Origin of the sequence: Streptomyces sp. NPDC006476 (assembly GCF_040612015.1) — a bacterium.
Lineage (GTDB): Bacteria > Actinomycetota > Actinomycetes > Streptomycetales > Streptomycetaceae > Streptomyces > Streptomyces griseorubiginosus_B.
The window spans coordinates 39,073-52,803 of the sequence record NZ_JBEXPK010000018.1 but is presented as its reverse complement, the minus strand read 5'-3'; the positions used below and the strand labels follow the sequence as shown (position 1 = coordinate 52,803).

Sequence of the window (13,731 nt, the reverse complement as noted above, 5' to 3'; positions counted from 1 at the left end):
TGCACCTACTGAAGCCGCCACTTCTGGTTGGCGGCGCCTGTGCAGCTCCAGATCTGCGCTCGGGCGCCGTTCGCCGAGGAGTTGTCGGTGACGTCCAGGCACTTGTTCGCCGCGGTGTTCACGACGTCCCCGGTGGCAGAGTTGTACGACCACTGCTGGGCACCGGTGCCATTGCAGTCGTACAGCTGCACCTTGGCCCCGTCCGAGGTCGACGCGGACGTGACGTCGAGGCACTTGCCCAGGGCGCGGACCGACCCGTCGCCCTGGACAGTCCACTGCTGGGCTGCGGAGCCGTTGCAGTCGTAGAGCTGGATGGCCGTGCCGTTCGCGCTCGAACCGCCCGCCACGTCCAGGCACTTGCCGGCCAGGCCCACGAACGAGCCGCTCGTGCCGCCGCCGCCGGACTGGGTGCCGTTCCAGGTGAAGGTGGCCGAGGTCTTGCCCGGCAGCGAGTAAGTGGCGTGCTGCGAGCCCCAGTTGATGGTCACCGTCTTGGCACTGGAGGCGTCGTTGTAGGCGATCAGCGCCTTGGAGCCGTCGGGGTTGCGCCAGGCCACGTTCGGCACGCTCGTGGACGCCGTGGAGGCGATGCGCTGAGCGCCGGGCCGGACGAACTTCGTCAGCTGGCCCATCGTGTAGTACTCGATGGTGTAGTCGACGGTCCCGCCGGCGCCGTCGCCGTTGTGCACGGTGATCAGTCCGGTGCAGGTGCCGCAGCCGCCGTTGTGCGGGCCCATGTTCTGGTCCACCGCGAGAGACCATTTGGTCACCGACTTCGCCCAGTTGCGGGTGTAGTCGATGATGTTGTTCATGTCCTCGCGCTGCTGGTTGGCGATCCAGGTGCCGCCGGAGTGCTCGGTGCCGAACGCGTCCAGGCTCGGGTACTGGTTGTGCACGGCGCTCTGCTTGGAGACGTCCCCGCCGTAGCCGTGCCAGGCGATGCCGCCGAAGTTGGGGTGGTTGCGGATCGCGGCGTCGTCGACGGACGCGGCCGCGTAGGAGTCGTAGACGTCCCAGTTCCAGTCGTGCGCGAGGACCTTGGTGGGCAGGCCCGCGGACTGCAGCTTCGGCAGCAGTTCGCTCTTGAGGAAGTACTGGATGCCGGAGGCGTTCCAGCTCATCGACGGATAGCCGGAGCAGCAGGTGGGCTCGTTCTGCGGGGTGACGTAGGAGACGTTGACGCCTTGGCTCCTGTACGCCTGGAGGTACTTCACGAAGTAGTTCGCGTAGGCCCCGTAGTCCTCCGCCTTCAGCCAGCCGCCGTTGAGCGAGCCGCTGTCCTTCATCCAGGCCGGAGCCGTCCATGGTGAGGCCATGACAGTCAGAGAGGGGTTGAGCTGGAGAGCCTGCTTGGTCAGCGGGACGACGTCCGCGAGGTCGTGCGCGATGGAGAAGCTGTTCAGGTTCGGGTCGGTCTGCCCGGTCGGGACGTCGTCGTAGGTGTAGCCGTAGCGTGCGAGGTCCGAGGCTCCCATCGGATTGCGCAGGAACGACAGCCCGATGCCGTCCGTCGGCGAGAACAGCTTCTTCATGGTGGCGTCGCGTGTCGCCTGCGAGAGCGCGCCGCTGGAGTTCATCAGCCAGGCCGCGGTGTCCGTGAAGGACGCGCCACCGCCGGTGAAGGTCTGGTACCGGGTGTTCTCGTCGACGGTGATGTTCTCGCCTCCGCCACCCGTTCCGGACTGGAAGGCGAACGGCGCCTGCGGCTGAAGTCCGCGCGTGACATGGCGTCCGGCTGAGTCGTCGGTGGTGGTGAGCCAGGCGGTGACCTGTTCACCGGCCGCGTGCGCGGGGGGAACGAACGCGGTGAAGCCGGCCGCGGAGAGCACGCCGGCCAGCAGCAGCCGCAGTGCGTGTGGGGGTCTTCTCACGGGGGCATCCCTTCCTGACGGTACGTCCTGACGGGTCTGCGGGCAGAGTTAACTCATGACATGAACAAAGTGATGAGTGAACTGCTCGAGCCAGAGTGAACCAGAGCGGCAAGAAAAGGTCCATACCAAGAACCGAGGCCGCAGCCGTGTCCGGGCCCTCCACGATTTTTAGGTCAGGACGGCAACGGCCCCTGGCAGCCAAGCCGTCTCACGGCAGGAGAGGTCGGCGGCGCCGGAGTTGACGTAGGTCGGTCAAGGACAGTCGTAGGTGAAGTGGGCGGTGGCTGCGCGGGCGGCAGGGGCGAGGATGCGAAGATCGGCCTGGGCCGTGCGATGTCCCCGCCCTTGATACGTCCACCGCAGGTGCAGACGCGCGTGTGTCTGCCCGCGGACCATCACCTCATGCAGGACGCCGGACGACGTGCCGTCGCTTCGAACCCAACGGTAGGAGAGTGTGCCGGGACGACCGTTGGTGGTGACGAGGCCGACGACATCCGCGGTGTTGTCGCATCGCAGAACTGTCGGCCGGGCCGTGACCCTCACCCCGGTGACCTCAAGGGAATGCCCGAAGCGCTGCCAGGCCAGGAACGCCAGGACGGCTGCCACCACGAGCGCCGGCAGAACGTGTCGGCGCAGCTTCCGACCGGCGAGAGGGGGAGGCGACGACACAGTGGACGGTGTCTGCCCGGTCCGGTGGGCGACGGCGGCTGTCACACCGGGACCGAAACGCAGCACGCTCCCCTCGACGCGATCCGGCCGTACCGAGGGAACGCTCGCCGACGGCCGGTCGACGAGAGTGTCGCCCGACTCGGGGCGCTGGATCCAGTGGCTGGCAAGCACGGTGGCGCTGTATTCGCCGTCGGAGGAAGAGGAGGAGGATTCGACGACCGGTGCGCTGCCGTCAGCAGGGCCGAGGTGGAGGGTGGCGCTGTGCGCGTCGACGGGCGCGAGCACCCGGGTGGACTCCTCCGCCTCCTCCGGGGACGCGGAACCGGTGTCGTTCTGAGCGGTCATCGGATCTCGCACTGTCTGGTAAGGATCTGCTGGGAAGCACCACCGGACGCGGGCGCCGGACTGGTCGTGGCCTGAACGGTCCAGTAGCAGCCGTCGTTCTGGAAGGTGTGGTCGACGGTGATCGAGTACTGGGTGGCACCGCTGCGCTCGAAGGTCTGGGACGTACCGTCGGCAGAGCCGGGCTGCCCACTGGTGCTGCCCGTGAGCCACGAGACTGTGACGGACAGCGGTCCGGTCCCGTCCGTGGTGACGGTGATGGTCGCGGTGGCGGTCGTGGGACCTGTCTGCTGGAAGGCCGACACCGCGACATCCTTGACGGCGGGGCCGGCCGGCGTGGTGGCGGTGGTGACCGTCGGTGTCGCTGTCGTCGACGTGGTTGCCCCGCCGGGCGTCGTCCCGTCGGTGGGAGGCGTGGTGGCGGAAGTCGGGGGCTCACCGGTCTCGGTGGTCGGCGCGCCCGAGGGCGAGAGGCCGGGGGACGAAAGGCCGGGTGACGGCGACAGGTCGGACGGCATGGTGGGCGTTGCGGGCGCTCCGGTGGGTGCCGCCGAGTCGGTACCGGACTGCGCTGCGGTGGTGGCCAGAGCCTCAGCGGTTCGTTGCGCGGCGCCTGCTTGGGCCTGGTGGATGCCGTACGTGAGCAGGATGCCCAGGAGTACGACGGCGCCCGAGACGAGCATCCCGGCTCGGCCGGGTAGCCACGACCGGGTCCAGTGGTGGCGTGGGGGCTGAGTCAGGACCGTGCGTGCGGTGTCCGTGGTGCTGCGGGGGGCGCGGGCCGAGGGCAACAGCAGTGCCAGCAGGGCCACCAGGGCAGCGAGCCGGGCCCGGCCGCGTTCCTCCCAGTCGGCACCGTAGGCGGCACCTGCGACCGTCTCCAGTTCTCGCACGAAGGTATCGGCGTCCGCCGGCCGCTCCTCCGGTGCCTTCGCCAGACCGCGACGGACCAGTTCACGGACCGCTTCTGGAACCTGTTCGACAGGGACGGGTGCGTCGACGTGCTGCAGGGCGAGTTCGGCGATGTTGTCGCCCGAGTACGGTTTGTGGCCCGTCAGGCACTCGAAGAAGGTCGCAGTGGCCGCGTACACGTCCGCGGCGCGAGACGCGGGGGCGCCTGTCCACTGCTCGGGAGCCATGTAGGACGGGGTCCCGGCCACGCCGGCGCTCGTACCGGCATCCACCGCGATTCCGAAATCGACCAGCTTGGACGATCCGGCCGTTTCGACCAGGACGTTCTCGGGCTTGTAGTCGCGGTGGACGACCCCGACGCGGTGCGCGTCGGCGAGGCCGAGCAGCGACCCCTTGAGAAGAACGAGTGCGGCCTCGGGATCGAGCGGTCCCTGACGGGTCAGCAGCGTTCGCAACGAGACGCCGTCCACCAGTTCCATCACAATGGCGGCACCGTCCGGACTCTCCACGTACTCATAGAGGCCGGTCACGTACGGGCTCTGCAGCCCACCAAGCAGACGCGCCTCCGACCGGAACTCGTACACGAAACCCGGCCGGGTACGCAGAGACTCACTGAGGTACTTCACCGCGACCGGCACGCCGGTCTCCGCGTGCACGGCCAGCACTACGCGACCGCTCGCTCCCGCCCCGAGCTCAAGAGACTCGGTGTATCCGGGCACCACCCACGTGCTCACATCATCCCCCCGGCCGGTGTACCGCGGTACGTGACCGACTCCGCAGCGCTGGAACCTTGGATTGAGAGACACAATTTCAGCCACCGCGGTTGCCGGCACAGGACCTTACTCCTCCCCCGGTCCACGCATCCCGCCTCACGAGCCAAGTACAGAAGGTGGAATCCCGGCGGCGGCAGCGAGGGTGTCGCGGAGGGGCTGCCGTTTCACGAGCTCAGACAGCAGGTTTCCGGGGAGCGGCTCAGTGCTGTGATCCGGATTCCGCCGCGGGCAGCCCCTCCGGCGCCGTGCCGTCCGTGACGCTCAGCTCCTGGGCCCCTACGACGGACAGCAGTTGCAGCTGTTCGGCTCCGCGGCTTCCGGGCGGGGCGGTGAACCACAGCAGCCGTTGCCGTCCGTCCTCGCTGAGGAGGTTGTAGCAGTCGAGTTCGATGACGCCGAGCAGGGGGTGGATGATCTTCTTGCGGTCCATTCGACGCACCGCGACGTCGTAGGTGTCCCAGAGCGTCGAGAACTCCTGGCTGCGGCGGCGAAGGACGGCGATCATCTTCGCGACCTCCGCGTCCCGGCCGCGCCGGCCGGCTGCCGCCCGGAGGTCGGTCACGAACACCCGGGAGTGGTGCGGGTGATCCTCGGGCGGGTGGATCTCGCGTGTCCGCGGGTCGGTGAACCAGCGGTAGACGAAGCTCGCCGTCGGCCCGCGGTGGGCGGGGGACCCGCCGAGCAGGTTCCGGGCCAGGTCGTTTTCCACCAGGGTCTCGTGCAGGTCGGTGATGACGCGTGCCGGTGTGTTGGAAAGGCGGTCCAGCAGGCCCAACAGCGCGGGCTCTACATGGGCCGATGGTCCGTGCGTCGACCGGGGGATCGGCCGTTCGGCGAGGTGGAACAGGTGGTCGCGCTCATCGCCGTTCAGGCGCAGTGCTCTGGCGAGGGCGGCCAGGGTCTGGGCCGAGGGCTGCACGCCATGCCTGCCGCCGCCGCGTTCCAACTCGGTGTAGTAGTCGGCCGACAGCCCTGCGAGCTGGGCGACTTCCTCGCGGCGCAGCCCGGGGACGCGCCGGCGCGGGCCGTGGGGAAGACCGACGTCGGCGGGGCGGATGCGGTCGCGGCGGGTCCTGAGGAAAGCACCGAGTTCGGGAAGGTTCACCCCTCCATGGTCGTAGACGCGCAGGACCGTAGCCAGGGGGTGGCAACCCCTGGGTGGACGCAGCCCTGGTTGAGGGTGAGGAAGGAGGCGATCGTGGAGGACGCAGCAGGGGCGACGGCAAGCACCTCGTCGCCCTCGCGCCTCCACCACCCCTCTCGCATCGATCACAGGAGTCAGCCATGCCCACCCGCACGTCCCTCGACCGGACCGCCAACCCACCCCGTGTCGCGATCGTCACCGGCGGCTCGCGTGGCATCGGCCGCCGGACCGTCGGTCGGCTGGCCGCCGACGGGTACACGGTCGTGGTCGGCCATGCCGGCAACCAGGAGCAGGCCGAAGCCGCCGTGAAAGAGGTCGTCGAGGGCGGCGCCCAGGCGATCGCGGTGCGCGCCGACGTCGCCGACGAACGCGCCGTCGCGGCCCTGTTCGATCTGGCCGAAGCGGAGTTCGGCGGTGTCGACGTCGTCGTGCACGCGGCCGGGCGGGCTCAGATGGCGCCGATCGCCGAGTTGGACCTGGCCGTTCTGGACGACCTGCTTCGCACCAATGTTCGCGGCACCTTCGTCGTCGTTCAGCAAGCCGCCCGCCGGGTGCGCCCCGGTGGCGCGATCGTGATGTTCTCCACGTCCGTGGTGGGGCTTGCGTTCCCGGCCTACGGCGCGTACTCCGCCAGCAAGGGCGCGGTCGAGGCGCTGACGCCGATCCTGGCCCGGGAACTGCGGGGACGGGACGTCACCGCGAACACCGTGGCACCCGGCCCCACGGCCACCGACATGTTCCTGGACGGCAAGGACGAGGAGACCATCGCCCGCCTGGCCGCCCAGCCCCCGCTGGAACGGCTCGGCACCCCGGCCGACATCGCCGAGGTCGTCGCGTTCCTGGCCTCCCCTGCGGGCCACTGGATCAACGGGCAAGTCGTCCGCGCCAACGGCGGAATCATCTGAATCGCCCTCAACGACCCACCCCCATGGGCGATTTGGGCAAGCGCCTCGCCGTGCTCACCCTTGCGGCGCGACGCGACCGAGGTCGCTGAAGCCGTCGTAGCGACTGGTCGCGACGAAGCACGGCACCGGGCCCTGCGCACCCGCATAGACCCCAGCCGAGACGGCAACGAAGTCGTCTCCGCGGTGGCCGACCGCCTCCGCGCGGACTTCTTCCGCCGGCATCGGACTGGACAGCCTGCTCACCGCGGGCAGCTCCCTGCAACACCCAGTTGAGAGAAGGAACGACCAACCATGCCCTTCGCGAACTTCAAGGTCCCCGAAAAGACCCTCACCCCGAAGCAGAAGGAGGAGATCGTCAGCCGGACCACCGAGCTGTATGTCGAGATCTACGGCGAGCGCGCCCGCAACAACACCATGGTTCTGGTCGAAGAGGTCGCCGACGGCGGCTGGGGCATCGCCGGCAACGTGCTGACCCTCGCCCTGCTCGGCGAGGCGGCACCGACCGACACCAGCGGAGCCTGACCGAACCGGCTGGGTCGCTGAGATCAGCGAAGCCCTGATGTGTCCCCGTACCCGATCGGCCGACAGTGTCACCCGGGTACGGGGACGGGGCACGATCGCGGTCAGCCCCAAGTCGAGCCGCTTGTCCCTGCCACGCGAAAGGTTGCCGGTGGCGGCTCCGGGCGCGTGCTGTTGCGCCCGGCAGGAGGGGGAGTCGATGTTCACCGTTCCCTCCTGCCGGGGCACTGCGTCGGTACCTCGACGATTAACCCACTCATTCCAAGAGCTCCCTTGCCGGTTCCTTGCGGGCGGCGTGTGGATCGTGGGGCTGTCGCCTGGGCCGGAGCTCCCTGCCGTATCGGCTGGGTAAACCGCTGTCGGGCAAAAGGATCAAGATGTTAGAACTACCGCCGTGCACAGGACTCTGGAGTTTCCCGTTCTGCTGCGGCTGATCGACTAACGCGCAACCGCCTTCCGCGCCGCGATCGCCGCCGCGCCCATCCTCGACCCGCCGGTGCCGACCTGCCCGGGGTGGACGCTGTCCGACCTGGTGCAGCACATCGGCGAGGGCCGCCGCCGCTGGGCCGCCACGGTCGCCGCTGGGCCGGACGCCACGTCCAGGACCCCGGCCCAGGTGACGCGGTCGCGCCGCAGGAGCGCGAAGCCGTGCCGGCCTGGCTGGCCGCCTCGACCGAGCTGTTGCCGGCGGCCCTGCGGCAGGCCGGTCCGGACCAGGGCTGCTTCACCGGCTGAGGCAACACGCAGACGCCGCACACCGCCGGTGGCGTCGCCCGGCACCAGGTCCAGGAGATCGCGGTGCACACCTACGACGCCCAGCTCACCGTGGGCGAGCCGCTCCCACTGCCGGTCGAGGTGGCCGCTCCTCGCCTGACGGCCGACGGTGACGGTGCGCGGACCACCCGGCTGCCCGCTGCCGCCGAGGACCCCGACGCGGCAGGCGTCTCCGTTCGCGGCACGGCCAGTGACCTGGTGCTCTACCCGTACGACCGCATTTCGGCGGACTCCCTGCACTCGACGGGGACCGGCAGCTGCTGGACCTGCTCCGCGCCTGGGAACCGGAGGACTAGGCGCAACGGCACTCCACCGCGCACAAACCATCCGCTGCATCGCGAACGGTCTCGTACCGAACGGTGGCGGTTTCACCGGATGATCGATCCCAAGGGTCGGCCGCGCGCATGAGACGAGGGAGTCCACAGTCAGGTTGTGACGCCGGACATGGGCTCCCTCGCGACGGCACTCTCCGTCAGGAACGACGACGTCGTGCGGGATTCGCCGCAGCTCGCCTCGCGCGGCGCCCGGAGCTTTACTCCACTTCTGCTACCACACCGTCCGCGTCCATGAACCAGCTTCCGGTCTCAACGCCGTACACCTTCTTGTCGTCGAGCCACTTCCAGGACATCTGCTGCAGCATCTGGTTGGGCCGGCGTTCCCAGACCGGCTGGTGGTCCCAGCCCTCGACCCGGATCATCAGCTTGTCGGCGCCCGGAATCGCCTGGTAGAGGTCCGGAACCGAGAAGTGCAGCACGGGCCCCAACTCCACAGCCGTATTGGCCGTCTTGTCCTGGTCTCCGTAGACGATGCACACCGGCACAGCGGTGCCGAGCGTGGAGCCGTACGGTACGGTGCTCGAGTTCCAGCCCCACCAGTAGGAGTTACGCCACCGCATGACACCTTCCGGTGCCCCCGCGGTGTTGCCGCCCCACTTCTGGCCGACGCTGTCGCAGTCCATGATGGACTGCCACACGTGGCCGGCCAGCTCCTTGTCGCTGATGGTGGCCTGCAGGCTGGCCTTGCTGGTCAGGTTCATCGGGAAACCGAAGACCGCGGCCGGCTTGGACTCGGGCTGCTTGGGCAGGCCCGTGCCGGGAGGTGGATCGAAGGGTGCCTCGGGGTGCGTCGACCAGCGGCCGGCCGGAGGGAAGATGGGCGCGAGAAGGAACATGCTCGCCACGTCCCCGGGGTGCTGCAGCGCGTACGGGCCCATGACGAACGAGGCCGCGGACCAGCCGATGAAGGAGACCTTCTCGTTGTTGCACCGCGCCCTGATGAACTTGACGACCGTGGCCAGTTCGTCCCATTCGCTCTGGGAGTTGCCCAGTTGGTGCGGGTAGGGCGCCGTCGGGGAACAAGTCCCGGTGCCGGGATTGGTCTCCAGCAGGCCCCGCTGGGCGGGGTTGGCGTTGCACGGCTCGTCCATCTTCGGGCGGGGGGAGAGCCCGGAGCCTTGGAGGTCCATGACGTAGACGTCGTAGCCGTTGCCCGCCAGGAACTGGGCCCAGCTGTAGCTGGTGTCCGGGTGCGTGGAGCCGCCCTTGGGAGGGAGCACGAGGTCGAAGCCGGGAAGGGCCGGAACGCTCCTGCCGTGGAGCATGAGGACCGGCTTGGGGGTGCCGGCGGGCCCGGTGGCCTTCTTGTATTCCCGTACGAAGAGCTCGATCTCTACGTCGACGTTCGCCGGGACGGTCGATTTGTGCTTGACCTTGTGGTCAAAGGTATCCAGTTGCACCATGGTCGCCTCCGATGTCTGTTCGACCCGAGGAACGGTTGTTCCCCAGGGGTTGTCAGCATCTCCGCGTCCCGCGGGCCGTACAGGAAGCACGATGGCGTGGCGCACGGATAGTGACTGATCGGGTGGGCGCCGCTCCTCCGATCGGCGGGGCGCACCCAGGGGGTGCACGCCACAGACTGCGCTGCCAGTCCAGTCGGCTCGAAGGCCAAGCCGAACCACCAGGGCCAGGCCGCGGTCGCCTCGCCCACCAGCTCGTGGATCTCCTTCGCGGACAGCGCCATGCACAGCCGGCCTCATCTGTCCGCCCGGCGTGTGCCTTCTCGGCGGGGACGGCCTCCGTCCTCACATCCCGGTCGTACCGCTACCTGTGAGTCCCGGAGCCAGCGCTGGAACCCAAAAGACGGCAACGGCCAGAGCGATCGAGGCGACCCCCACAGCACGGGCCACAAGGCGGCCGGCCGGAGCGAGCTTCTCGGTGGTGATCACGGCGGTCAAGGCCACCATGGCCCACAGGTTCATCACACCGAACGCCGCCAGCAGCACCATGAGCGACCAGCAACAGCCCAGGCAGAAGGCCCCGTGGTGAGCTCCTGCGCGCAGGTCGCGCGAAGGCCCCGGGTACGAGGTGTAGCGCAACATCAGCCCGATCGGTGAGCGACACCTCGCCAGGCAGCGGTCTTTGAGGGGCGTGAGCTGGTAGACGCCGTTGACCGCGAACACGCCCGCGGCCAATGCGGTGCCCGCAGCGGCGGGAAGGCTCACCGCCAGTTCCAGACCGACAGCCAGCCTGTATGCCGGCAGCCCGGCCGCGGCCCAGACCAGCAGGTAGGCGACGGTGAAAACGACCATGCGCGGGGCCCGGTGCACGACGATGGTGCGTGCGTACAGCGCGGCGACGGGCGTGGTGGCGGGCAGCATCATCGCAGCCATCATCAGCGTCCACACGGCCAGGAAGGCGGGTAGGCCCAGGCCCATGGTGCCCGGCATCGCCTCCATGCCGCCCCAGCGCGCCACCACCCAGACCCAGGCTGCAGCCGCCACGACCAGCAGCAATCCGGCGGGGCCCACCCCGTGCCGGACGGTGACCGGCCGACCGGTCACGCCGACCACGTGAAGGGCGCCGCGTGTCCGTTGCCGCCGGAGAAGTCCCAGGACCGGCCGTACACGCCGTCGCCCGTCGCCCGGGTGGAGCGGGCAATGGTCAGCGTGCTGTTCACCGGGTGGAACATGCCGGTCAGGCTCATGACCGGACCGTCCTCGCCGAACTGCGGGGCAACCTGGTCCACGATCTCGACCACTACCTGCTGATGGTCAAGGCCAACCAGCCCGCCCTGCACCGCGCGCTGCGCTCACTGCCCTGGACCCAGGTCACCGCCCGGCACTACCAGCGCGGAAGCGGACACGGCCGCCGCGAGACCCGGGTGACTCGCATGCTGACCGTCACCGACCTGGGGCTGGACTTCCCCTACGCCGTCCAGGCCGCGAAGATCACCCGCTATCGCACCGACCTCAAGAGCGGGAAACGGACCAGGCAGACCGTCTACGCGCTCACCGATCTGTCCCACCTGCAGGCCTCACCGAAGCGCATCGGCAAGCTCGCCCGCTCGCAGTGGGCCATCGAGAACAGGCTCCACTTCGTCCGCGACACCGCCTTCAGGACGCCTCCCGGGTCCGCACTGACCACGGCCCGGAGATCATGGCCACCCTGGGCAACCTGGCAATCAACACCCTCCGCGACCACGGCCACACCAGCATCACCGCCGGCCTCCGCCACATCTCCTACGAGCCCTTCACCCGCCCCCTCGACCTCCTCGACATCCCGTGACCAGGACAGATGCAAGATCATCAGCACTTTGGCCTGGAGCACCTCGATGTCGCCGGCTGCCCGGAGATCGCGTCGGGGGAACGGGCGACGCTCGGTCGCATTACTTGTCGTAGGCGGACGGCGATGACCCTGCGTTGTTTCCAGATGTCGCCAACGACCGCCACCAGTCAGCGCCAGCCATCATCTCCCTGAGCTGGGTGTCGGTGAGGTCAGGATGAGCCTCGGCGGCGTGCGCCTTGATATGTCCGAACAGCTCCTCGTCATCCGCCCCGGTGAAATCGATCCTGCCGTGCGACGGATCTACGCAGTGGAATCCGCGCATTGCTCCTCCTTCACGAAGCGTCATTTGATTTTAGGCCACGATGGCGTTAACGCGCGCGCCCAGGGACATTCCCGCACGCTCGACCATGCATTACGTCTCCCTTCCTCCGTCCCGGGCCCAGTACCCAGGGATTTTCTCCTGATGATCTTGCATCTGTCCTGGTCACGGGATGTCGAGGAGGTCGAGGGGGCGGGTGAAGGGCTCGTAGGAGATGTGGCGGAAAGGCCAGCGGTGATGCTGGTGCGGACCCGAGAGGCGTCCTCGCCGAAGGCGGTGTCGCGGACGAAGTGGAGCCTGTTCTCGATAGTCCACTGCGAGCGGGCGAGCTCAGTCACCCCACCCCGGAGCCTCGGTGCATCGGCAACGGCCCGACGCCACCCCATCACACCACCGTGACCTGGGCGTCCACATGATCACAAAGACTTTGAATCAGCCCTGGCCCACCGGCCTGGCCGGAGAAGACCTTGCCCAGCGCATCCGCCTGGCCGTCGTCAGCCCCACCGTCGAGATACAGCGCCACCTGCCAGCCGCCCTCCGCCATGACCCGGGGCGCGTCGATGAAGACGGCGACGCTGCGGTCGGAGACGTCCACGCCGTCCACGTTCCCGCTGTCGACATGGAACGCGAGGGTCACTTGGCAGCGCTCGTGGTCGGCCGGTGCGGTGAGGCCCGAGGTGGTACACGGGCACACCACGTCGCAGTTGCAGCTTTCCAGATACGTGCCGTTCAGATTCCAGGGCATGGCTCTTCGCCTCCCTCTTTTGCGTCCCCCTCGGTAAGAAGATGCATCGGAAGAGTCCGTCCGTCCCGGTGCCGCTCTTCTCCAGGTTAATCTTCAGCAACCCCGGCGGCAGATCCGCTGCCGACGCAGCTCACCATCCACATACCGGGGAGTAAAAGGCACCCGCACCTTCTCGGGGGCCCCGGACGCCGGTCGGATTCGCGTGTTGCTACCTCCCGTGGGTGGAGGGCGCCGAGGCCGCCGCGCGGCGTCCGCTCCGGCGTCCGCAACAGGCAGCGGTGCTGGGGAGCGTTAGGTGAAGGTGCGCATGACATGCCGGACCTGGGCCACAGTGTCGCCGTTCCCCCCGAAGTGCGCGAGCACGCTGAGGTGTTCACGCAGGTGCAGCAGCGGCATGCGCTCCCGCCAGCCGTCGGCCGGCGGAGAAAGCTCCTCGTACGCACGGAAGAAGCGGTCCGGCGGAGGATCGCAGCAATAGATCATGCTCAGGTCGGACTCGGCCCACATCCAGCACACCGCCGGATCGATGAACACCGGTTCGCCGGCCGCGCTCGCAACGACGTTGCCGCGCCACAGGTCGCCGTGGTTGAGCACGCTCGGGGCCTTGGGGACGAGGTAGGGAAGGCGCTCGCAGATCCGCTCCAGTCCCGCCAGGTCGGACGGTTCGAGGGCACCGCGGACCTTGGGCTCGCGCAGATAGCGGCGGATCCTGCGCTCGGCGAAGAACTCGTGCCCGTCCGCTGTCGGGCCGTTCTCCTGCCGCAGCAGGCCCAGCCATCCGTCGCTGTCCCAGCCGAACCCCTCCCCGCGCACCGCATGGAGTTCGGCAAAAGCCCGGCCTGCCGCCTCCCAGAACTCATCGGTGTCGGGCCGTGGCCGCAGCGCCTCCATGAGGAGGTGCTGCGCGCTCACCTCGAATACCTGGGGTGTCCGCACCCCCGCCCGCTCACGGAGCACTTCCAACCCCTCCGCCTCCCGCCGGAACAAGTCGGCCGGCGCGTCAAGGGCCCCTTTGAGGACGTACGGCGTTCCGTCGGCGAGCGTCAGGCGCCAGACGTCGTTGACCGCGCCGCCCGACAAAGACTCGGCCTCGACCACGCTGGGGACGACCGCGCTGGGCAGGCTCTTCCATCGCGCGTTCACGAATCCAGTTGCCACCGGGCGTCTCAGAGGATGGAAGAGGTGCGGAGCATTA

At 68.7% G+C, this 13,731-nt stretch carries 15 protein-coding genes; 4 read left to right on the top strand and 11 right to left on the bottom strand.

The features are described from left to right. Positions 1-5 precede the first annotated feature (5 nt). The 4 genes from ABZZ74_RS21435 to ABZZ74_RS21420 all read right to left on the bottom strand — a co-directional run bounded on the left by ABZZ74_RS21435 (position 6) and on the right by ABZZ74_RS21420 (position 5,672). Complete coding sequence (locus ABZZ74_RS21435) at positions 6-1,871, bottom strand: ricin-type beta-trefoil lectin domain protein (RefSeq protein WP_356767161.1); 1,866 nt, start codon at positions 1,869-1,871, stop codon at positions 6-8. A 252-nt stretch (positions 1,872-2,123) separates the two neighbouring features. Then, positions 2,124-2,885, bottom strand: coding sequence for a hypothetical protein (locus ABZZ74_RS21430; protein ID WP_356767159.1), 762 nt, complete (start codon positions 2,883-2,885; stop codon positions 2,124-2,126). Continuing rightward, the gene (locus ABZZ74_RS21425; protein ID WP_356767157.1) at positions 2,882-4,528 is read right to left on the bottom strand and encodes a serine/threonine-protein kinase; all 1,647 of its coding nucleotides are present in this window, start codon (positions 4,526-4,528) and stop codon (positions 2,882-2,884) included. Before ABZZ74_RS21425 ends, ABZZ74_RS21430 begins: the two co-directional genes overlap by 4 nt. Before the next feature lie 238 nt (positions 4,529-4,766). Next, positions 4,767-5,672: a helix-turn-helix transcriptional regulator gene (locus ABZZ74_RS21420; protein WP_356767155.1), complete on the bottom strand. Its 906-nt coding sequence runs from the start codon at positions 5,670-5,672 to the stop codon at positions 4,767-4,769. A 179-nt stretch (positions 5,673-5,851) separates the two neighbouring features. Between ABZZ74_RS21420 and ABZZ74_RS21415 the strand changes: the two genes are divergently transcribed. Further along, on the top strand, positions 5,852-6,616 hold the full coding sequence (locus ABZZ74_RS21415) for an SDR family oxidoreductase (protein ID WP_356767153.1): 765 nt from the start codon (positions 5,852-5,854) through the stop codon (positions 6,614-6,616). 54 nt (positions 6,617-6,670) lie between these two features. Here ABZZ74_RS21415 and ABZZ74_RS21410 read toward each other — a convergent pair whose 3' ends face one another. Further along, entirely contained in the window at positions 6,671-6,859 is a 189-nt protein-coding gene (locus ABZZ74_RS21410; protein WP_356767151.1) for a hypothetical protein, read from the bottom strand. Positions 6,860-6,907: 48 nt separating this feature from the next. On the opposite strand from ABZZ74_RS21410, the gene ABZZ74_RS21405 reads away from it, so the two are divergent. Further along, positions 6,908-7,138, top strand: coding sequence for a 4-oxalocrotonate tautomerase family protein (locus ABZZ74_RS21405; protein ID WP_356767149.1), 231 nt, complete (start codon positions 6,908-6,910; stop codon positions 7,136-7,138). Between the two features lie 493 nt (positions 7,139-7,631). Then, positions 7,632-8,009: a maleylpyruvate isomerase N-terminal domain-containing protein gene (locus tag ABZZ74_RS21400; protein ID WP_356767147.1), complete on the top strand. Its 378-nt coding sequence runs from the start codon at positions 7,632-7,634 to the stop codon at positions 8,007-8,009. Positions 8,010-8,441: 432 nt separating this feature from the next. Here ABZZ74_RS21400 and ABZZ74_RS21395 read toward each other — a convergent pair whose 3' ends face one another. The 3 genes from ABZZ74_RS21395 to ABZZ74_RS21385 form a co-directional block, all read right to left on the bottom strand. Continuing rightward, the gene (locus ABZZ74_RS21395; RefSeq protein ID WP_356767145.1) at positions 8,442-9,647 is read right to left on the bottom strand and encodes an alpha/beta fold hydrolase; all 1,206 of its coding nucleotides are present in this window, start codon (positions 9,645-9,647) and stop codon (positions 8,442-8,444) included. A gap of 342 nt (positions 9,648-9,989) precedes the next feature. Then, positions 9,990-10,757: a DUF2182 domain-containing protein gene (locus ABZZ74_RS21390; RefSeq protein ID WP_356767143.1), complete on the bottom strand. Its 768-nt coding sequence runs from the start codon at positions 10,755-10,757 to the stop codon at positions 9,990-9,992. Further along, complete coding sequence (locus tag ABZZ74_RS21385; protein ID WP_356767141.1) at positions 10,745-10,945, bottom strand: hypothetical protein; 201 nt, start codon at positions 10,943-10,945, stop codon at positions 10,745-10,747. Before ABZZ74_RS21385 ends, ABZZ74_RS21390 begins: the two co-directional genes overlap by 13 nt. Before the next feature lie 398 nt (positions 10,946-11,343). On the opposite strand from ABZZ74_RS21385, the gene ABZZ74_RS21380 reads away from it, so the two are divergent. After that, positions 11,344-11,472 (top strand): hypothetical protein, encoded by a 129-nt coding sequence (locus ABZZ74_RS21380; protein WP_356767139.1) that lies wholly within the window; start codon positions 11,344-11,346, stop codon positions 11,470-11,472. Positions 11,473-11,572: 100 nt separating this feature from the next. Here the strand turns inward: ABZZ74_RS21380 and ABZZ74_RS21375 are convergent, their stop codons facing one another. The 3 genes from ABZZ74_RS21375 to ABZZ74_RS21365 all read right to left on the bottom strand — a co-directional run bounded on the left by ABZZ74_RS21375 (position 11,573) and on the right by ABZZ74_RS21365 (position 13,679). Beyond that, positions 11,573-11,794 (bottom strand): hypothetical protein, encoded by a 222-nt coding sequence (locus ABZZ74_RS21375; RefSeq protein ID WP_356767137.1) that lies wholly within the window; start codon positions 11,792-11,794, stop codon positions 11,573-11,575. A gap of 382 nt (positions 11,795-12,176) precedes the next feature. Next, entirely contained in the window at positions 12,177-12,536 is a 360-nt protein-coding gene (locus ABZZ74_RS21370; RefSeq protein ID WP_356767135.1) for a DUF1326 domain-containing protein, read from the bottom strand. 291 nt (positions 12,537-12,827) lie between these two features. Then, on the bottom strand, positions 12,828-13,679 hold the full coding sequence (locus tag ABZZ74_RS21365; RefSeq protein ID WP_356767133.1) for a fructosamine kinase family protein: 852 nt from the start codon (positions 13,677-13,679) through the stop codon (positions 12,828-12,830). Positions 13,680-13,731 lie beyond the last annotated feature (52 nt).